Origin of the sequence: Meiothermus granaticius NBRC 107808 (assembly GCF_003574355.1) — a bacterium.
GTDB classification, from domain to species: Bacteria; Deinococcota; Deinococci; order Deinococcales; family Thermaceae; genus Meiothermus; species Meiothermus granaticius.
Window position 1 is genome coordinate 57,423 of record NZ_QWLB01000011.1, and the last position, 18,943, is coordinate 76,365.

Consider the following 18,943-nt stretch of genomic DNA (forward strand, 5'->3'; position numbering starts at 1 on the left):
GGTGAGGGTTCAAGTGAAAGATGTCCGGTACTACCGGGCGGGCACCACCAGGGTGTACTCGAGCGTCTCCTCGGGCAGGGCCAGGGTGACCTCATAGGTTCCTGGCGGCACCTGTATCGTGGTGCGGTACTGGGCCCTTTGTAGGGGCTGGAGGGTTTGCTCAACGGCTTCCCCGTCCTTGACCAGGCGCAGGGGAATGGCCGGAGCGGGGTTGAGCGGCTGACCGCGAAGATCCCTAAGCTCTAACTGGAGCTGCACCTGGCCGGCTTCGGCGTACAGTTGGCCGCTGTAGCGCTGTGCCCCGGTATTTCCCTCGAGGCTGAGCCGGTGTGGAGCGGGGGTGGGGGGCTCGGTGCTGGCCAGCAGGCCGCTCAGGGCCAGAACCAGCACCAACAGGAGGGCCTCGAGGCTTACCGTTCCCAGGCCGCGCACGGCCTTTTGCCTGACCCTGGGCATCAGCCACCGCCGGTTCACCGCAGCCACAGCAAGAACCGCTGCCACCGCCCCGAGCTTGAGGAGCAGGGTACGGCCATACCTCGAGCCAAAGAGGTTATCCCACCCCCCCAGCTGAACCACCGCCAGCACCACCCCAGCCAACCCCACCCCCACCACCGAGATCAACCCCAGCTTGGAAAGACGCTCGAGCGCCACCCGCACCGCCTCAAAGCGCGTCCTGGGCCAGGTGAGGGCTAAAGCCAATACGCTCCCAGCCCAAGCCGCGCCGAACGCCAGGTGTACCAGATCGGTGAGGTAAATGGCTGGGCCTTTGGTCCCGGCGTGGGAGTTCAGGGCCAGAGACAGCAGCAGGGCCAGGGCCAGCGGGGGCCAGAGCCAGCGGTCAAACCGAGCCCAGCCCAGCGAAAGCCCCAGTAAGGCCAGCATCAGCACCGCTCGAGCGGCCAGCAGGTTGCCTTGGCTGGTCTCAGTCCAGTACTCCAACAGCAGCGAGGGGTCCCCCAGCATCCAGACCGCATGGTAGGAGCCATAAACCGTGGCCCCCAGGGCCAGCAGGAACCCCAGGGAGAGCAGGTACCATAGCCGCCAGGCCTGTGCCCGCGCCACCTCGGGCCCGATGTAGCGGGCGAAAAACCCGGCCCCCAGCAGGGCAAACACGCCGAGGTAGAGCGCGGCTTGAATGTAGCTTTGGGTTAGGTCGTGGCCTTGGTGGTGCATAGGTTTTGGGGGACCTGCGGGGCTCGAGCGCCTTTTTGTGGCTAGGGCCGGTAGATGAAGACAAAGAAATCGCTCGAAGTATGCCCATCTGTGGCCAGGTTGCGCCACAGCACCGCATAGGCCCCCGGCTTCAGACCGGGTTTGAGCCCGATCACAACCTGTGAACTGGTCTTGGCGGTGGTGCGCAGGCCACTGTCAGCGCGCCGGGCCTGGTCCCCTTTCAGCCCGATGACCTGGGGCAGCAGGGCTTGGGCCTGTTGGTTCAGGCGCTCGAGGCTGCCGCTGCCGGGCAGCGGATACACCTTGAAGACAGAGAGCTTGACCTCCACCGCTTCGGTAAAGGTGATGGAGACGCTCTGGGGCGGGATTTTGACGGTTGAATCCATAGCCGGGATGGAGCTCTCGAGCTCAGCATGAGCCAGGGCCAACCCGCTGACCAACAGGAGAAAGGCCAGGAGCGGTCGCATGTTACTGGTTGCGCACCGTGAAGATCACGGTCTGGGTGTCCCCGTCGCTGTACTTAAGGACGATCTTGATCTTCTGTCCCACCTTGAGCGGGGCCTTGAGCCCCTCCAACATCAGGTGCATCCCCCCCGGCTTGAACACCACCTTGCCCTTAGGGGGCACCGTCACCGAGGCCAGCGGCTTCATGGTGGTCATCTCGGCGTTGCCCCCCGACATCTCCATGGTGGTGTGCAGGGTGACTTTGGCTGCTGCGGGGCTGCTGGCCCCCACGATTTGGGCAGGCGTCTTGGCCGCGGGGTTGATGAGGGTCATGTAGGCCGAGGTGGTGCTGCCGGGCAGCAGCCGTATCCAGGCGTCTTGTACGGTGAGCTCATGGGCCATGGCCAGCGAAGCCACCGCAGTCATTAAGATCCACAGGTATTTCACAGGGGACTCCTTTATTTGAGCTCGAGGTTGATGCCCTGGGCCGGGGGCATCACCAAGGTGGGTTGAAGCATGGTGTGGTTGCCCATGGGCATGGTCATGGGGCTGCCTTTGAAATAGGGGACCATCATGGTGTCGCTACCGTGCTTGTACACCCCATCCCCGTCTTTATCGTAGAAAGCCCAGACCGCGTAGCGGCCTGGAGGCAGATCGGTAAAGCTGTAGCCGGCGCTGCGCCCAGAGCCAGAGAGCCGCAGGGCCTTGAGGGGGGGCTCGAGGCACATTGCGTCCTTGGCGGGACAGAGCCAGACCACCACCTTTTCCAGCGGCATACCGGCGGGTACCGTTACCGTCCCGCTGATGGAGGGTTGGGTGGAAGCCTGGGTGCGGGTGTCCAGCGACCAGGCCCCCTGAAGGTTGGTGTAGGCCTGCAGGGCCACCGGCCCCCCATGAACCTGGGTGTATTTGGCCACACTGAGATCATAGGGCTCCCCACCGACCCCTGCGCTGAACACCTTGGACACGTCCAGGTTGACCTGGACGGTACCCCCGCCCTCGCTCACCGGGATGGGGGTGCTGTAGCTCTCGAGGTCGGCCAGGTTGACGTTTTGCATGGCTGCGTCGCCCCCTAGGTGCAGCAAGAAGGGGGTGGGGGTGTTTGCCCGCATGTACCGCCCTTCGAAGCGGTAGAAGATGTACCCGGCATTCCAGGACCAGTACATCCCCGAGCCCACGCCGAGCGGGGCGCTCTGCTTGGCCGCATCCAGATGGTTGAGCTCTCGCGGAACGCCCACGCTGAAGCGAATCCCGGCATAGTCTCCTGTAGGGACCTCCATCTTCAGGACCGTTACCTCTTGGGTGGGGCCGCCCGGCTTGAACTCGGCCAGGGTGAGGCCCCCTGCTTTAACCTCTGTGCCATCCCGCCGCACCAGGGCCACATTGGAGAGGTAAAAGCGCAGCAGGTTGACCGAGTAGGCATTACCGGCAGGGTTTTGGTAGGTCTGCCCCAGGACCAAAGGCTGGTCTCCTACCTTGAGCGAGACCTTGAGCTCTACCGGGGCGGCCAAAACCGCGCCGCTCAGGAGTAGGGCTAAGGCGGGAACTGCAGGTTTGAACATGACACCTCCTAAGGTTGGTAGGTGAAGATGAAAAAATCTTGGGTGATGTGGGTATCTACCGAGAGCACCCGCCACATCACCACATAGGCTCCGGGTTTTAGCCCGTCTTTCAGTCCGATCACGACCTGATCGCTGCTCTGACCGGGGGTCTTCACCCCGGTGTCGGCGCGCTGGGCCTCGTCGCCTTTGACCCCCAGCACCTGAGCGTAGAGCTGTCCCCCCAGGGCCCCAAGCTGGGTTCTGTCGTTCAGGGCCTCTTTGGGCACGTTAAGCGGGTAGACCTTGAAGGTCGAGAGTCGGAGTTCAACCGGTTCGGTAAAAACCAGGCGAACCTCTTTGGGCAGGCTCTGCACCCGTTCCCAACCGGCGGGGCTCGAGCGGTCCAGATAGGCGTGGGCCAGGGCGGCCCCGGTCAGCGCCAGGGTCGCCCAAAGCCAGAGGGATAGCCGTCGCATGTTACTTCAAGGTGTAGTCGGCGCTGTTGGGGATGAGCCAGGTCCGACCGCCCACGGTGACATCCACTTTGGTCTCGCCAATCTGCCCAAAGATATGGACCTGGTACTGCCCGGGAACGGTGAGAATCCAGGCCGTGGTGTAGCGCCCCTTCTGCCCATACTGGGCCCACAGGCTGTTGGGGCCATACTTCCCGTCCGCGCTAAAGGTGCGCTTGGTGCCGTTGGGGGCGATGATCTCTACGGTGAGTCCCTTTTCCGCACCCTCCACCGGGGAGTTGTCGGCTTTGTTGGTGATGATCAGGTCCAGCCCGTTGACCATGTTGGTCATGGCCGGCTCGAGCCGCTGCCCGATGGCCAGGCTATACGGGCCGACCTCGGCGTGCTCGTGGGCAAATACCGGAACCAGGGCGAAGGCCAAAAAGATCAAAGGGGTGAGTAAACGCATGAACACACTCCACAAAACATCCAACCGCTGTTGGGTTATTGAGACCGCTCGAGGGTTTAGGCCGATGAAGGATCAGAGCAAAACCGGCGGGCCTCGAGGAACCACGGTTTGGAGAAATTCATTTTTGGCCTGGGCCGCGTAGAGGTGTAGCCGCCGCAGGTGCGTCACCTCGAGCCGCTTCACCGTCAGGTCTTCTGCGCTAGAGGTCTCGATCCATTGGGCAAAGCACAGCGAGCAGTGCTCGAGATGGGACTTGGGCAGGCTCGAGGGGGCATGCGCCGAAGGCTGCGGAGTTGAGCAATGGGTGGCCTGGTCCAGCAGGGCCATGTGGTTCATCATGGCGATGCCCCGCAGGGCCACCAGGGTGGAGGTCAGGAGCAGCATCAACACCAGCCCCGCCACCATGGCGCGGTGGAGGGGGATGGGTTGAGGATGACCCAAGCGCATGCCGACTCAACCCTTAGCTTAGCAGACTGGGGAGGGGATAAAGGTCCTCACTAAATCGAGCGGATCAAGCCTTCGCGCATCAACTCCTGCAGGATCTGGGGGGCCACATCCCCGGTACGCCCTTCGGCCACGGCCTTGAGCGCGCCTAGGGCCTCAGGCTCCCCGCGCTTGAGCTGTAGGTGCAGGTCACTGAAGGGGTTGAGGGCGTCCTGACCGCGCAGGGTGACCTGGTATCGCCCAATCGGGGCGATGGGGGCCAGATGGGCCAGGTAGTGCCGGGAAAGCTCCACATACCGGGGGGCATTGAGGGAGGGCTCGACCGGGCCGCGCACCTTGGCCGGAACCCCGATGGCCAGCATCCCGTCGGGGATCTCCATCTCGGGTGGAACCACCGCCCCGGCGCCGATGACCGCATGCCGGCCGATTCTGGCCCGATTCAGCACGATGGCCCCAATCCCGATCAGGGCCCCCTCGAGCACGGTTGCCCCATGGACTACCGCCCGATGCCCCACCGTCACGTTGGGCCCCAAGAGGCAGGGCTCACCGGGGTCGGCATGCAGGATGGCCCCGTCCTGGACGTTGGTGCCTGGGCCAATCACCACCCGCTCGGTATCGGAGCGCACGGTGGCGCCAAACCACACCGAGGCGTTCTCGGCGATCTCGGCCTGGCCCACGATGATGGCGCTGGGGGCGATAAAGGCTGAGGGGTGAATCCGGGGTTCGAGGGTATCCAGGCGGTATACAGGCATGTTCTGTTTATCCTAGCCGATTCCCTGCAGCGGTGGAGCGGGCTTCACCCCGGATGCCTTTGCAAAGCCCCCAAGGCCTCCTCGAGCAGCCGCAGATCCTCGGGGAACGCCAGGATCCGCCGGGCTTCTTCGGGAGGGAAAAACCCCACCCCGTTCATGCCGGGCTCGAGGCGTACCTTTCCGCTGCCCCGCATCAGGTACCACAGGATTTCCCGCTCGGTCCCGGTGTTGTTGGTGTACCGGGTAGAGGAGAGCTCCCCAAGGATCTGACCGCGAATCCCGGTCTCCTCCTCGACCTCGCGCAGGGCCGCCCCCTGGGGGTTTTCCCCTTCGTCCACGTGGCCTTTGGGGAAGACCCAGAACCCCTGCCGATCGCGCAGCAGCAGCACCTCACCCTCGCGGTTGAACAGCACCCCACCTGCCCCTAAGACGCTCATGAATAACGCTCCTTTAAGTAGGTTAGTGCGGTCTCATCCAGCATGGGGCCGCCCCGGTAGCGCTCCTCGAGGTTTTCCATACCGATCAGGGTGTGCAGGGCCTCTTCGGTGGCTGCGTTCCACCGCCCACTGACCTCACCGGCGTAGTGGCCTTGGGCCTTGAGCAGGGTTTGCAGCCAGCGAACCTCCTCCGGGGTCAGGGCTCGAGCCGCTTCCTCTGGCCCAAAGAGCAGGCGGTGGATCGAGAGCAGCCGCCGCAGCTCGGCCACCGGCTGTGGATGGTCGTCTACCCGCAGGTCAATCCAGCGCTCCATGCCGCCGTAGCCCTTGCCCGCCCCCACCACCAGCAGCGCAGCCGACTGCCGACCGCGCCGGTCCCCTCCGGCCTGATCCGCCGCGGCCAGAGCCTCCACCAGCCGCTCCCCAAAGGGCAGATCGCCGCGCGAGAGAAAGGTGTGCTCGAGGGCTTCTACCACCTCTGGCCCGGTGAGCAGATTGCCCTGGGCCGCGTAGTTGGGCCCAAACCGACCCCCGGCCCAGGCATGGCACTCGGCGCCGGTGTAGCTGAGGCTCTCGCCGTTCGAGAGCACCAGCCCAAACTGTCGCTTGGCCAGGGCCGGGTCGTTTCGGGCGAACACCGCCAGGATGTCTTCCGGGCCGGCCCCGATCTGCATGAGCTCGAGCCCCTGGGGGCCAAACTCGGGGTTGGCGTAGGACTGTGTGGCTACCGCCCCCACGTTGGCCTTGGCCCAAGGCACCACAAACCCCACCGCTAAAAACTTGCTGGCCACAGCCACCCCGAGGTCGCCCGTCTGGGGGTCGCGGGCCACTAAAGAAAAGGTGCAAACCGGCCGCATGACCCCCATTTTACTGCGCCAAAGGCCCTACAAGCCGCGGGCAAGCGGGGGTCTTGGGGCCTGATTTTACGCACGCCAGCAGCTATGCCAGCATTAGGCTATGCAGCCGCGCTTGGATCAGGTGGTGGTGTGGGCGGAAAACGGACGGGTGGTGGTGTGGGTGGAGTATTTTGACCGCCTGGGCAAGCTCCAGCGGGAGACTTTTCACCCGCCCACCGGGGATTTTGCCCAGGCCCTGGAGGAGGTTGCTCGAGCCCTGGGTCGGCGGGGGGTGGTGGGACCTGGTCGGGTCCGCAAGCGCGTGGGCGGCCAGTTGGCTCGGCTGTCCAGCCTGGAGCGGGGCTTTCTCGAGGCCCTGGAGCAGGCCGGGGCGGATGAAGAGGCTTAGGAAATAGGGTAAAATTGCCGCAAAGTCACGGGAGCACACTTTTAGCTCGAGCTTCTGCCTCTATTCTTAAGGCTCACTATGGACCGGGTCGCGGTATTTATTGACGGCAGCAACTTATACAAAGGCCTGGTGTCCACCCTGGGCACGGAGTACCGCCTGGACTTCGTGCAGTTCGTCCAGGCCCTGGCCGGTGGCCGCAGCTTGCTGCGGGCTTATTACTACAACGCGCCTCTGCCCGGTGAGGATCCGGCGGCCAAGGCCCACCAGAGCTTCCTCAACTACCTCAAGCGGGTGCCCTATGTAACAGTGCGGCTGGGGCGGCTCGAGCGCCGAGGGGAGGGGTTTGTGGAGAAGGGGGTGGATATCCAGATCGCGATTGATCTGCTGCGCTTGGCCTACGCGGATGCCTATGATGTGGCGGTGTTGGTCTCGGGCGACGGGGATTTTGCCGAGGTGCTGCGGGTGATTCAGGACATGGGCAAGCAGGCCGAGAACACCACCTTCCAAAGCCTTTCCTCCTATCGTCTGGCCCAGCAGGCCGACCGCTACTTTCCCCTAGACGAGCTGCCCTGGGAGCGGCTACGGGCGCGCAGCATGGAGCAGGAGGTATATCCCTATTCCGACTAGGAGCAGGTGGCTCCAGCGGGCCATTGGCCGCAGCCACGGCAGGTGACGAAACCGGGCGGTGAGCAGGGCGATCCCAGCCTTGGCGCCCACGATGCCGGGATAAAAGCCAAGGATAAAGAGCCACGGCTCCGGCAAGGGTCGCTTGAGTTGGGTCAGGCCTACCGTAAACCAGAACAGATAGGCGTTGGGGTTGGTGAGGTTGAGCAGGACGGCATCGCGCAAGCCCTGGGTCGGTGTGCTTGGCGGGTCCACCCCCTCCTGCTTGAGCCACCCCTTAAGCCCCAGATAGACCAATACCCCGCCTCCGACCAGGTTCATCCAGAGGTGAAACTCCGGGGGCAGGCCTCGAGCCAGCCCCAGGGCCAGCAACACCACCAGCGCATCGGTGAGGACTGGGGCGGTCGAGGCCAGCAGTCCCGCCCGCAAGCCCTGGCCTAGGGTTTGTTGCACCACCAGCACCGTGAGGGGGCCAGGATTAACCCCGGCCGAAAGCCCTAAGGTGAGCCCTAGGATCAGAGCTTCCATACCGCCAGGACACTGGGGTCAATCGGGGTCAGGAGATGCGGCCCCAGGAGCTGCGCGGCCTCCCCTCGGCGCAGGTGCAAGTAGGTGCGGTCGGGCAGGTCTATGACCACCTCCCCCTCGAGCAGCACGTACATCCGGGCTTCTTGCACGCTCTCCGGCTCCTTGAGCAAGTAGGAGCGGAACCCCTCGACCCCCGGAAACCGGGCCTCGCCCTGGGCTTTGCTGAGACGGATCAGGTGGAGCTTCATGAGTGGAAGGAGGGGCAGCTATGCCCCCACCGGCTCCTTTTTGGCTTTGCCGTACTCCATGCGAATTTTGAACATGGCTTTGCGGAAGAGGGTCAGGGTCTGGTCCTCGGGGAGCCCGAGCTCCTTGGCCACTTGGGGCACGGCTTTTTGTTGACCCTGGGTGCGGCGGGCCACCTCGGCCTCCTGGGGCGGCAGCTTGGCTTTGGACAGAAAGGGCTCGAGGTCTTTCCAGGTCGCGGCGGCCTTCGCAGCCTTGGGCTTCGCGCGGGTCGGCTTGCGTGAGCGACCATACTCCATCCGCAGCTTGAACAGGGCCTGCCGGAACAGCTTGAGCGCGGCGGCCTCGTCCAGCCCAAGCGCTTTAGCGGCAGCAGGCACGGCAGACTGAGCGCCTTGCGTCCTGCGGGCCATCTCGGCTTGGTCAGCGGGCAAACCGACGGTGGCGATGAGGGGCTCGAGGTCGGCCCAAGTGGCAGGCGGCCCGGCGGGTTCCTTAGCCGCTTTCTTGGCAGCCGCGGATTTGCCTCTGGCCTTTGACCCTCGATCCTTGGCCTTCGACGTTCTTTCTGCGCGACGCTCGTTAAGGGCTTGCAAATCCGGCCCACCGTAGCGCTCACAAGCCGGGTTTGAACAGGCGGTTTTGTCCTTACCCTTCTGGATCTCGTTCCAACCGCAGAGCGGGCATTTGGACTCGAGCACCTTGTCAAAGGAGAGGAAATCGCAGTGGTTGCAACGGTAGTAGGGTTTGCCGCGCTTGCTGATGCGCTGAACGATCTCTCCAGCGTGGCACTTAGGGCACTCGATCCCGGTGGAGGGGCTTTCGTCGCGGGTGTAGTTGCACTCCGGGTAGCGGCTGCAGCTGATGAAGCTGCCATAACGCCCGTAGCGGCGGACCAGCTGGCCTTGGTGGCATTGGGGGCATTCCTCCCCAATCGGCTCCGGGGCCTTTTTGACCTCCAGGCGCTCGGTGTACTTGCACTCGGGGTAACCGGTACAGCCCAGAAACTGACCGAAGCGCGAGACCTTGAGCTCCAGCGGCCTACCGCAAACCGGACAGAGCTTCTGGGGGACTTTGGCGTAGTCCTTGAGGAAGGGATCGTAGAACTCGCGCACCACCTTGGGCCACTGGGCTTTGCCCTCTTCGATCTCGTCGAGCCGGGCTTCCATCTGGGCGGTGAACTCGTAAGCCACCACATCAGGGAAGGTTTTGGTGAGGTAGGCGATCACCTCGCGGCCCAAAGGGGTCGGGCGCAGGGATTTGTTGTGGCGCTCGAGGTACTGCCGGCGTTCCAGGGTATCAATGGTAGGGGCATAGGTGGAGGGACGCCCAATCCCCATTTCCTCCATCACCTTGATCAGGCTGGCGTCGCTGTAGCGCGGGGGGGGCTCGGTGAAGTGCTGCTCGGATTGGAGGTCTAAGAGCGTGGCTGGGGCGTTCTCGCGCAGCGGGGGCAGCAGGTTCTCGGCGTCGTCACCCTCTTCGCGGCCATACACCTTGAGGAAGCCATCAAACTTCAAGACCGAGCCCACCGCACGGAAGGTGAACTCACCCCCCTCTACAGTTACGGTGGTCTGGTCGAAGAGGGCCGGGGTCATTTGGCTGGCCACAAAGCGCTGCCAGATGAGGGTATAAAGCTTGTACTCGTCGTCCTCGAGGTGCTTGCGAAGGCCCTCTGGGGCACGCAGGGTCGAGGTGGGGCGGATGGCCTCGTGGGCATCCTGGGCATTGGCGGCTTTTTTGGTGCTATAGAAGTTGGGCTTTTCAGGCAGGTACCCGTTGCCAAAGCGATCGGGGATCAGCTTGCGCACCTCATCCAAAGCCTCCTGGGAGACCCGTACCGAATCGGTGCGCATATAGGTGATCAGCCCTACCGTGCCCTCCGGCAAATCCACCCCTTCGTAGAGGCGCTGGGCCACCCGCATGGTGCGGCTGGCGGTCCAGCCCATTCGGCTGCTGGCGGCTTGTTGCAGGGTTGAGGTGGTGAAGGGGGCCGCGGGGTTGCGCTTGCGCTCGCGCCGCTCGATGCTGGCAATGCGGTAGGCCGGAACGCCTCTAATTCGCCGGGCGATCTCCTGGGCTTGGTCTGCATGGGTGATGAGAAACTTCTCGCCCTGCTGGACCCGCTCCTTGCCTATGCTGTAGAGCATGGCCTTGAACCGCGCGGCCTCGGACTCGAACTGACCCTCGAGGGTCCAGTACTCTTGCGGCACAAAGGCCTCAATGGCCTGCTCGCGCTCCACGATCAGCCGCAGGGCCACCGACTGTACCCGCCCCGCCGAAAGCGCCCGGCGGCGAAACTCCATGCTCAGGACGGGGGAAAGCTGGTATCCCACCAGCCGGTCCAATACCCTTCGGGCCTGCTGTGCGTCTACCAGGCTTTGGTCAATTGGGCGGGGCTTGCGCACCGCTTCGCGCACCACTCGAGGGGTGATCTCGTGGAACTCAACCCGCAGCGGATCGCCGGGGTTGAGGCCGAGTAGCCGGGCCACATGCCAGCCGATGGCCTCGCCCTCACGGTCGGGGTCGGTAGCGATCAGAACCCGCTTGCCCCGGGCAGCCCGTTTGAGCTCGTCCACGATCGGCTTCTTATCCTTCTTAACTTCATAGGCAGGGGTGAAGTCATGGGCGACATCTACCCCCAGGTCTCGCTCTGGGAGGTCGGCCACATGGCCCTTGCTGGCCTTCACCTCGAACCCCGCGCCGAGCATCTTGGCGATGCTCTTGGCCTTGGCGGGGGATTCGACCACAACTAGGGTTTGCTCCGGCATAGGGCTCAGTATATAGAGGGGGTCCCGTGGAGTTTGTCAAGGGCGCAAGGCACAACCCACCCATCGCCGATGGGTTAGAAAATGGCGCCCAGAGCGCTTCTGGGGCACCCCAATGGAGGAGTACCACCTCATGAAAAAATGCTTCATTGAATTGTCAGCTTGACAAAAAACTACATGGAGTGATAGAAAATATGGCGTAATATTTCAACCTTATGCGGGTATATGATGTAGCTCCAAAACCGGCGAGCAGCGCATTCTTGCAGGAGGTGAGACCCTAGCAAACGGTTGGCCCACAGGTTATCTCAGGTTGTAGTGAGCGGTTGGTTGAAGCTGAAAAGCTACAAAAAGAGGCGACGATGAAGAGATGGGTGTTTTTGATGACGGCAATTGCGGCAGCGGCCAGCCTGGGTCTGGCCCAAAAAACCAAGCTCACCATCGAGAGCTGGCGCAACGATGACCTTAAGATCTGGCAAAACACCATTTTGCCTGCTTTCATGAAGAAGTACCCCAACATCGAGGTGGTTTTTGCTCCAACCGCGCCCACCGAGTACAACGCGGTTCTGGAGGCCAAGCTCAAGGCGGGTACCGCGGGTGATTTGATCACCTGCCGTCCCTTTGATCAGAGCCTCGAGCTGTTCAAGTCCAAATACCTAGATGACCTCACGGGTCTCAAGGGGATGGATAACTACTCTGAGGTGGCCAAAGCGGCCTGGAGTACCGACGACGGTAAAACCACCTTCTGTGTGCCGATGGCCTCGGTGATTCACGGCTTCCTCTACAACAAGGCCATCTTTAAGGAGCTGGGGCTTTCCGAGCCCAAGACCGAGGCGGAGTTTTTGGCGGTGCTCGAGAAGATCAAGGCCAATGGCAAGTACATCCCGCTGGTTATGGGGACCAAAGACCAGTGGGAGGCTGCAACCATGGGTTACCAGAACATCGGCCCTACCCTCTGGAATGGTGAGGTGGGCCGCAAGGGGCTCATCAGCGGTAAGGAGGCCTACAACAAGGGGGGATTCCTCCGGGCTTTTGAGGCCTTGGCCAAGTGGCGGCCTTTCTTGGGCAACGGCTACCAAGCTCAGGCCTACCCCGATTCGCAAAACCTCTTCGCGGCTGGGCGTGGGGCCATTTACCCTGCGGGCTCCTGGGACATCGCCACCTTCCGTCAGATGAACCCCAAGCTCGAGCTCGGCGCGTTCAAGCCCTATACCTTTCCCAGCCTGGGGATCACCCAGTGCGTGATTGACGATCATCCCGATATTGCCATCGGCCTCAACGCGGCTAGCAAGAACAAAGAAGCCGCCCGTACCTTCTTGAGCTGGGTGGCCTCCGATGAGTTCGCGCAGCTGTACGCCAACGCCCTGCCAGGGTTCTTCCCCCTGGCCAATGTGAGCTACAAGGTGGACGATCCGGTGGCTCAGCAGTTTTTGAGCTGGCGCAAGGAGTGCAAGACCACCTTCCGTTCCTCCTACCAGATCCTCTCGAGAAACGCCAACCCCAACAACGAAAACGATCTCTGGAACGCCTCGGCTCAGGTCCTGAACGGCACCATGACCCCCCAGCAAGCTGCTGATTTCGTGCAGTCGCGGCTGGCCTCGTGGTACGCTCCGCAGAAGGGCAACAAGTAACCTCACCGACCGCAGGGGTGCAGAGCGTAGGGCTATCGCTGGCTGCACCCCTTCCTTATACACAGACTATGAACCGCAAACCCTTTCCCTGGCACATCGTGGTTTTCTTAGCCCCCGCCGTGCTGATCTATACCGCCTTTATGATCTATCCCCTGGTGGATTCGTTGTGGCTTTCGCTCAACAACAAAGCCAGCAGCGGAGCCCAGGTGTTCGTGGGATTGCAGAACTACGGGACGCTCTTTTCGGCTGAGACCTGGTCCAAGCCCTTTTGGAACGCCCTCTGGAACAACATTAAGTTTTTCCTGATTCACATGCTGGTGCAAAACCCAGTGGGGCTGCTGCTGGCGGCGCTGCTGGTCACTCGGATCCGGGGCACCGCCCTCTACCGCACCCTAATCTTCACCCCCACCATCCTCTCCGTGGTCATCATCGGCTTTATCTGGAAGCTGATCCTCAACCCCGTGTGGGGTGTGCTCAACCCCATTGGGATTAATCAGCCGTTTTTAGGGCTGGAGTCCACTGCGCTGCCCACCCTGGCCCTGATCTCGGTCTGGCAAAATGTGGGCATCCCGATGATGCTGTTTCTGGCCGCCCTGATCCGTATCCCTGAGGAGCTGATGGAGGCGGCTCGAGTGGACGGGGCCAGTGCGTGGACGGTGTTCTGGCGCATTCAATTGCCGCTGATCTTCCCTACGGTTGGCATCGTGGCGGTGCTGACCTTTGTGGGCAACTTCAATGCCTTTGACCTGATCTATGCCACCCAGGGCGCGCTGGCCGGGCCCAACTTTGCCTCAGACATTTTAGGGACCTTTTTCTTCCGCACCTTCTTCGGATATCAGCTCCAGCCGGGAGACCCCTACATGGGCGCTACGGTGGCCGGGGTGATGCTCTTGATCATTCTGGTGGGGGTGCTGATCTACCTTCTGGGATGGCAGCGGCGGCTGCAAAACATCCAGTTCTAGGAGCCCTGATGGCGAGACCTCGCTGGCCCCAACTTCTGGCGATCCATGCCGTGCTCATCGCCTATTCTGCCCTGGCGCTGTTCCCAGTGCTCCTGGTGATCATCAACTCATTCAAGGACAAGCTACTGATTTTTAGCGCGCCCTTCAGCTTGCCCACGACCCAGAGCTTCACCCTCGAGGGCTACAAAACCCTTCAATCCACCGCTAATTTCCCGGCTTTTTTCCTCAACAGCCTGATCGTGACCGGGGGTGCGTTGCTCCTGATCCTCCTGGTCAGCTCGATGGCCGCGTTTGCCTTGGCCGAGTATGAGTTTCGCCTCAACCCCCTAACCGCGCTCTACCTCTCGCTGGGGATTATGGTGCCGATCCGCTTGGGGACCGTGGGCATTTTGCAGCTGGCCGTAGACCTGCACCTGGTGAATACCCTATGGATCTTGATTCTGGTTTACACCGCCCAAGGCATCCCACTGGCGGTGTTCGTCCTGACCGCGTTTATGCGGCAACTGCCCAAAGACCTCAAGGATGCCGCCCGCATAGACGGGGCCAGCGAGTACCGCATCTACTGGCTAACCCTGCCGCTGGTGCGTCCGGCCATCGGTTCGGTGCTGGCGATCTCCATGATCCCGATCTGGAACGACCTGTGGTTCCCCCTAATCCTTGCCCCGGGTGAAGCCACCAAAACCATTGTGCTGGGGGCCAGTGTGTTCTTGGGTCAGTTCGTCAACGACTACAATGCGGTGTTGGCCGCTTTGACCCTGGCGATTGTTCCGGCGGTGGTGCTGTATTTTATCTTCTCGCAGCAACTGATCCGGGGGATCACCTCGGGGGCCGTGAAATAAGCTTGGGGATAGAAGGAGAGTCCATGCGGGTAGGCATCATCGGCAGCGGGGTCATGGGAGAGGTACACGCGGCGGGGTGGCGGCAGACCGAGGCTGAGCTGATCGGGGTGCATTCGGCCAACCTCGAGCAGGCCCGTCGGGTGGCGGAGGAGTTTGGCATTGGGGTTTACGACCGCCTGGAGGCCCTGCTCGAGCAGGCCGATATCGTGGATGTCTGCGTCCCCACCTTTTTGCACAAGGAGATGGTGCTGCGCTCAGCCGCTGCGGGGAAACATGTGGTCTGCGAGAAACCCCTGGCCTTGAACCTACAGGACGGACAGGAGATGATCGAGGCTTGCCAGCGGGCCGGGGTGCGGCTTTTTGTGGCTATGGTGGTGCGGTTTTTTCCGCAGTACCGCCTGGCCCAAGAGCTGGTGAGCAAGGGGCAGATTGGCAAGCTGGGGGTGATGCGGCTCAAGCGGGTGGCCTATGTGCCCCGGGCAGAACTCTCCGATAACTGGTATCTGGATGAATCCCGCTCGGGCGGAATGCTGGTGGATCTGATGATCCACGACTTTGATTACGCCCGCTGGCTGGGCGGCCCGGTGGAGCGGATTTTCGCTCGAGTCAACCGGGCTACCGATGGGCCGGGGCAGTATGCCCAAGCCCTTTTGCGCTTCAAAGAGGGCTCGATGGCCCTGATTGAGGGGGGGTGGGCTTACCCGCCAGGGGTTTTCCGTACCGCTTTGGACCTCTCGGGCACCGAGGGGCTCATTGAGTGGAGCTCCGATGAACAGGCCCCCGTGCGCAGCTTCACCCTCTCGCGCGATGGCAGCGCTGCGGCGGTGGGGCTACCTACCGCCGGGCTGGCTACCGATCCCTATGCCCTCGAGCTGCAACACGCCTACCAGGCCATCGTAAGCAACGAGCCTTTTAGCGTAACCGCGGAAGATAGCCTCGAGGCCCTGCGCATTGCGCTGGCAGCGCGGGAGTCTATGCTTACCGGTCAGCCCGTATCTCTGTAGGAGCCCTATGCGCATCGGTATCCTGAGTTTTGCTCATCTGCACGCTGAGGGCTATGCCGCCCTGCTCAAGACCTGGCCCTCGGTTGAGCTGGTTGGATTTTCGCACGAGGGGGCTGAGGAGGCCCGCCATTATGCAGCAGCGTATGGGCTGCGCTGGTTTGGCCGTCCCCAGGATCTGCTGACGGAGGGATTGGATGGGGTGATCGTTTGCTCGGAGAACGCCCGGCACCTTGAACTGGTCGAGCAGGCAGCGGAGGCCAAGGTCTCGATTCTCTGCGAAAAACCCATTGAGGTCAGCCTCGAGGCTGCGCAGCGTATGCGCGCGGCCTGTGAGCGCAACGGGGTTCAGTTCATGACCGCTTTCCCCATGCGCTTTGCTCCAGCGGCCCAGTCGGTACAGGCTGCGGTGCGCAGCGGGGAGCTGGGGGCCATCTACGGGGTCAACGGGATCAACCACTCCGAGATACCCAAAGCCCATCGGGCCTGGTTTGCAGATAAAGAGCGGGCTGGTGGGGGTGCGGTAATGGATCATGTGGTTCACCTGGCGGACCTCCTGCGCTGGTATTTTGGGGCCGAAGTCACCGAGGTGTACGCCGAGGTGGACAACCTCTTCTACCCCCAGGAGGTGGCGGTAGACACCGCCGGGCTGCTTCTGGTGGCCCTCGAGAACGGCGTGCAAGCCAGCATAGACTGCTCCTGGAGCCGCCCCACCTGGTATCCCCGCTGGGGGCACCTCAAGATGGAGGTGGTGGGGGAGCGGGGTACGGTGGTGATGGATGCCTTTGCCCAGCACCTGCACCTTTACAGCCGGGGGGCCGCTCGGCCATACAGCTGGCCGGGGTTTGGGCCCAATCCCGATGCAGCCCTGCTTCAGGAGTGGCTATCCAGCCTGCGCGAGCATCGCGCCCCTAGTGTGACCTGGAACGACGGTTATCAGGCTCTGCGGGTGGCCCTGGCCGCTTACCAGTCGGCCCAGGCCCAGGCCCCGGTCAAGATCCCCCATCCGGCCTTGGGCTGAGTGGAGGTGAATATGCACCCGCGCTGGGCCCGGGCCTTGCTACCATCAGGCATGCCCGACGAACTCCTCCAGCGCATCCAACACCTGCTGGGGCAGATTGAAGCCCACGAAACCCGCTGGGGCCAGCTCGAGGTCCACCCGGCCTACCGGGGCTGGGTCCGCCAACAGCCAAGCCTGCACCAGTCGGTGTTGCGGGCCCGGCGGGTGTTTGAGCGCTTCCGGCAGGCGGTAGAGCAAAACGACCCTCGACTTCCCCACCTGCTCGATGACCTCGAGGAAAGCGTGCACTACCTCTCGCGGGATCTGAGCCGGCTCTACTCGGCCTTGGGGCTGGCGGCCCCTGCCGTGCGCCTGCTGAACTGAAGGGTTGCCGCCGCACTCCTAGGCCTGCGGGGTAAACCCAGGGTAAGCCCTGGGCAGCAAGCCCCGCTCGAGCGCGGCCTGGCTCAGCTCCTCACGGAAGTGGGGATGGGCGATGGCGATCAGGGCCCTGGCCCGTTCACGCAGGCTTTTACCGAAAAGATCGGCCACCCCATACTCGGTGACCACATAGTGCACATCGGCGCGGGTGGTCACCACCCCGGCCCCCGGCTTGAGCTGGGGGACGATTTTGGAGAAGGCCTGGTTTTTGCCGCTGCTGGGCAGGGCAATGATGGGTTTGCCGCCTTGGCTGGCGGCTGCGCCTCGGATGAAGTCGAGCTGCCCACCAAACCCGGAGTAGATGCGGGTTCCAATGGAGTCGGAACAAACCTGCCCGGTCAGGTCTATCTCCAAAGCGGAGTTGATGGCCACCATCTGGTCATTGCGGGCGATGTTGAAGGGGTTGTTAACCCAGTCGGCTGGGCGCATCTCGAAGAGGGGGTTGTTGTGGACAAAGCGATAGAGCCGCTCGCTGCCCAGCACAAAGGTGCCCACCACTTTTCCCGGCAACAGGGTTTTGCGGCTGCCGCTCACCAGGCCCCGTTCCAGGGCCTCCATCACTCCATCGGAGATCATCTCGGTGTGAATGCCCAGATCCTGACGGCCCTCGAGGTTGGCCAACACTGCATCTGGAATGGCCCCAATCCCAAGCTGCAGGGTGCAGCCGTCGTCAATTAGTTCGGCCACGTATTTGCCGATCTGGGCCTCCACTTCACCGAAGGGGTCCCGCTCCAAGGTGGGAAGGTCCATCTCGTGCTCGATGAAGGCCGCGAATTTGGACACATGCACGAAGGTGTCGCCCAGGGTTCGGGGCATGCGCGGATTCACCAAACCGATGGCCTTTTTGGCCGTCTCGACGGCGGCTCGAGTGGCGATCACCTCGACCCCCAAGCTGACAAAGCCGAACTCATCGGGCGGCGAAACCTGTACCAGGGCGTAGTCCAGCGGCAGAATCTTACGCTTGAACAGCCAGGGGATCTGGTGCAGCGATACCGGCACATAATCCGCGCGGCCTTGCTGGACAGCCTCACGGTCGGCGGGCCCTACAAATAGGCTGCGCCGGCGGAAATGCCCCTCCATATCGGGAGAGCTGAAGGGGTCGAACCCTAGTTGCAGCACGTGGACCAGCTCAACCCCCTCGAGCTGGTCCTTGCGGGCGGCGAGGGCTTGCAGCAGGGGGGTGGGGGTGGCGGCGTTCCCCGAGATGTAGACCCTCGAGCCGCTCTGCACCAGGGCGGCGGCTCCTTCTAGATCTACCAGTTTGCTGTCGTATAACCGCTCCACATCGCTGCGCCGCAGGGCTTTGCCGGTACGAGAGGTCGGGTTCATGGTCCTATGGTAGCCTGCCGCGCTCGGGACAGATGCCCAGGAGGTAGATGTTCGATTCAGACGTGCTTATACCCGCGTAACGCGGATATAACGCTGGGTTGGCTAGCCTAAAGCCAGGAGGGAACGGATAGCCATGCGCCCGAAGGCAATCACCCTCATCATCCGAATGTGGCAGGCGCCCGACGGGAGCGTCAAGGCCTCGGTCAAGGGTGCCGAAGGCGGGGAGACCCGGCACTTCGCGGACCTCGAGGCCCTGCTGCACTACCTCGAGCAGGCCCAGGAAAAAAGTTTCTGGGGTAAATCGTCCGAACCTTCGGGGCTGCGCTAGGGCCCATCAAGATGCTAGATTGGCGGCGTGAACGCTCTTGCGGATGGGCTGTTCGTTCTGCTGTGGCTGGTAGGGTTGATCGGGACGTTTGTGCCCTTTTTGCCCGCCACTTTGATCATCTTGGGGGCGGCCCTGATTCACGAGCTACTGGTGGGGTTTAGCCAGATCCCGCAGTGGTTATGGATCACCCTGCTGCTGCTGACCGCGCTGGTGTGGTTGGTGGACAACACGGCTGGGCTGATCGGGGCCAAGCGTTATGGGGCTAGCCGGGCGGGGGTGTGGGGGTCTTTTC

24 protein-coding genes are annotated in these 18,943 nt (G+C 62.7%); 10 read left to right on the forward strand and 14 right to left on the reverse strand.

What is annotated here, in order from left to right; genetic code table 11:
* Positions 1 to 30: 30 nt before the first annotated feature.
* From Mgrana_RS05625 to Mgrana_RS05670, 10 genes are all read right to left on the reverse strand, one after another.
* Positions 31 to 1,173: a CopD family protein gene (locus Mgrana_RS05625; protein ID WP_119356625.1), complete on the reverse strand. Its 1,143-nt coding sequence runs from the start codon at positions 1,171 to 1,173 to the stop codon at positions 31 to 33.
* A 41-nt stretch (positions 1,174 to 1,214) separates the two neighbouring features.
* Complete coding sequence (locus Mgrana_RS05630; protein ID WP_119356626.1) at positions 1,215 to 1,640, reverse strand: copper resistance CopC family protein; 426 nt, start codon at positions 1,638 to 1,640, stop codon at positions 1,215 to 1,217.
* A gap of 1 nt (position 1,641) precedes the next feature.
* Positions 1,642 to 2,064, reverse strand: coding sequence for a copper chaperone PCu(A)C (locus tag Mgrana_RS05635; RefSeq protein WP_119356627.1), 423 nt, complete (start codon positions 2,062 to 2,064; stop codon positions 1,642 to 1,644).
* A gap of 11 nt (positions 2,065 to 2,075) precedes the next feature.
* Positions 2,076 to 3,179 (reverse strand): MbnP family protein, encoded by a 1,104-nt coding sequence (locus Mgrana_RS05640; protein ID WP_119356628.1) that lies wholly within the window; start codon positions 3,177 to 3,179, stop codon positions 2,076 to 2,078.
* 8 nt (positions 3,180 to 3,187) lie between these two features.
* On the reverse strand, positions 3,188 to 3,634 hold the full coding sequence (locus Mgrana_RS05645; RefSeq protein ID WP_119356629.1) for a copper resistance CopC family protein: 447 nt from the start codon (positions 3,632 to 3,634) through the stop codon (positions 3,188 to 3,190).
* Position 3,635: 1 nt separating this feature from the next.
* Complete coding sequence (locus Mgrana_RS05650) at positions 3,636 to 4,079, reverse strand: hypothetical protein (protein ID WP_119356630.1); 444 nt, start codon at positions 4,077 to 4,079, stop codon at positions 3,636 to 3,638.
* Positions 4,080 to 4,151: 72 nt separating this feature from the next.
* A complete protein-coding gene (locus tag Mgrana_RS05655; protein ID WP_119356631.1) occupies positions 4,152 to 4,526 on the reverse strand; it encodes a hypothetical protein in 375 nt (124 codons plus the stop codon).
* A gap of 50 nt (positions 4,527 to 4,576) precedes the next feature.
* The gene (locus Mgrana_RS05660; RefSeq protein ID WP_119356632.1) at positions 4,577 to 5,275 is read right to left on the reverse strand and encodes a gamma carbonic anhydrase family protein; all 699 of its coding nucleotides are present in this window, start codon (positions 5,273 to 5,275) and stop codon (positions 4,577 to 4,579) included.
* A 44-nt stretch (positions 5,276 to 5,319) separates the two neighbouring features.
* Positions 5,320 to 5,712 (reverse strand): NUDIX hydrolase, encoded by a 393-nt coding sequence (locus Mgrana_RS05665; RefSeq protein WP_119356633.1) that lies wholly within the window; start codon positions 5,710 to 5,712, stop codon positions 5,320 to 5,322.
* On the reverse strand, positions 5,709 to 6,569 hold the full coding sequence (locus Mgrana_RS05670) for a DUF1028 domain-containing protein (RefSeq protein WP_186813098.1): 861 nt from the start codon (positions 6,567 to 6,569) through the stop codon (positions 5,709 to 5,711). The genes Mgrana_RS05665 and Mgrana_RS05670 overlap by 4 nt, the downstream gene beginning before the upstream one ends.
* Before the next feature lie 100 nt (positions 6,570 to 6,669).
* Here Mgrana_RS05670 and Mgrana_RS05675 point away from each other — a divergent pair, with 100 nt between their 5' ends.
* Both Mgrana_RS05675 and Mgrana_RS05680 read left to right on the forward strand, forming a co-directional pair.
* On the forward strand, positions 6,670 to 6,957 hold the full coding sequence (locus tag Mgrana_RS05675; RefSeq protein WP_119356635.1) for a hypothetical protein: 288 nt from the start codon (positions 6,670 to 6,672) through the stop codon (positions 6,955 to 6,957).
* Positions 6,958 to 7,035: 78 nt separating this feature from the next.
* Positions 7,036 to 7,584, forward strand: a complete 549-nt coding sequence (locus Mgrana_RS05680; RefSeq protein WP_119356636.1) for a LabA-like NYN domain-containing protein — start codon at positions 7,036 to 7,038, stop codon at positions 7,582 to 7,584.
* On the opposite strand, the gene Mgrana_RS05685 is transcribed toward Mgrana_RS05680, so the two are convergent.
* From Mgrana_RS05685 to topA, 3 genes are read right to left on the reverse strand one after another with little or no spacing between them, the layout of a single operon-like run.
* Positions 7,537 to 8,109, reverse strand: coding sequence for a LysE family translocator (locus Mgrana_RS05685; RefSeq protein ID WP_119356637.1), 573 nt, complete (start codon positions 8,107 to 8,109; stop codon positions 7,537 to 7,539). The genes Mgrana_RS05680 and Mgrana_RS05685 overlap by 48 nt on opposite strands.
* Entirely contained in the window at positions 8,097 to 8,357 is a 261-nt protein-coding gene (locus Mgrana_RS05690) for a hypothetical protein (RefSeq protein ID WP_119356638.1), read from the reverse strand. The genes Mgrana_RS05685 and Mgrana_RS05690 overlap by 13 nt, the downstream gene beginning before the upstream one ends.
* An 18-nt stretch (positions 8,358 to 8,375) precedes the next feature.
* The gene (gene topA, locus Mgrana_RS05695; protein WP_119356639.1) at positions 8,376 to 11,126 is read right to left on the reverse strand and encodes a type I DNA topoisomerase; all 2,751 of its coding nucleotides are present in this window, start codon (positions 11,124 to 11,126) and stop codon (positions 8,376 to 8,378) included.
* Between the two features lie 356 nt (positions 11,127 to 11,482).
* Here topA and Mgrana_RS05700 point away from each other — a divergent pair, with 356 nt between their 5' ends.
* From Mgrana_RS05700 to Mgrana_RS05725, 6 genes are all read left to right on the forward strand, one after another.
* Positions 11,483 to 12,751 (forward strand): ABC transporter substrate-binding protein, encoded by a 1,269-nt coding sequence (locus tag Mgrana_RS05700; protein WP_119356640.1) that lies wholly within the window; start codon positions 11,483 to 11,485, stop codon positions 12,749 to 12,751.
* Between the two features lie 68 nt (positions 12,752 to 12,819).
* A complete protein-coding gene (locus tag Mgrana_RS05705) occupies positions 12,820 to 13,713 on the forward strand; it encodes a carbohydrate ABC transporter permease (RefSeq protein WP_119356641.1) in 894 nt (297 codons plus the stop codon).
* A gap of 8 nt (positions 13,714 to 13,721) precedes the next feature.
* Positions 13,722 to 14,552 (forward strand): carbohydrate ABC transporter permease, encoded by an 831-nt coding sequence (locus Mgrana_RS05710; RefSeq protein WP_119356642.1) that lies wholly within the window; start codon positions 13,722 to 13,724, stop codon positions 14,550 to 14,552.
* 23 nt (positions 14,553 to 14,575) lie between these two features.
* A complete protein-coding gene (locus tag Mgrana_RS05715) occupies positions 14,576 to 15,556 on the forward strand; it encodes a Gfo/Idh/MocA family protein (protein WP_119356643.1) in 981 nt (326 codons plus the stop codon).
* A 7-nt stretch (positions 15,557 to 15,563) separates the two neighbouring features.
* Positions 15,564 to 16,574, forward strand: a complete 1,011-nt coding sequence (locus Mgrana_RS05720) for a Gfo/Idh/MocA family protein (RefSeq protein WP_119356644.1) — start codon at positions 15,564 to 15,566, stop codon at positions 16,572 to 16,574.
* Positions 16,575 to 16,586: 12 nt separating this feature from the next.
* The gene (locus tag Mgrana_RS05725) at positions 16,587 to 16,937 is read left to right on the forward strand and encodes a hypothetical protein (protein ID WP_119356645.1); all 351 of its coding nucleotides are present in this window, start codon (positions 16,587 to 16,589) and stop codon (positions 16,935 to 16,937) included.
* 18 nt (positions 16,938 to 16,955) lie between these two features.
* Here Mgrana_RS05725 and Mgrana_RS05730 read toward each other — a convergent pair whose 3' ends face one another.
* The gene (locus Mgrana_RS05730) at positions 16,956 to 18,323 is read right to left on the reverse strand and encodes an acetyl-CoA hydrolase/transferase family protein (protein WP_119356646.1); all 1,368 of its coding nucleotides are present in this window, start codon (positions 18,321 to 18,323) and stop codon (positions 16,956 to 16,958) included.
* A gap of 133 nt (positions 18,324 to 18,456) precedes the next feature.
* Between Mgrana_RS05730 and Mgrana_RS05735 the strand changes: the two genes are divergently transcribed.
* Together Mgrana_RS05735 and Mgrana_RS05740 are read left to right on the forward strand one after the other, a co-directional pair.
* Positions 18,457 to 18,651 carry a hypothetical protein gene (locus Mgrana_RS05735; RefSeq protein WP_119356647.1) on the forward strand — a complete coding sequence of 65 codons (195 nt, stop codon included), beginning with the start codon at positions 18,457 to 18,459 and terminating at the stop codon, positions 18,649 to 18,651.
* A 27-nt stretch (positions 18,652 to 18,678) separates the two neighbouring features.
* The coding region (locus tag Mgrana_RS05740; RefSeq protein WP_119356648.1) for a DUF456 family protein at positions 18,679 to 18,943 on the forward strand (265 nt) is incomplete at its 3' end.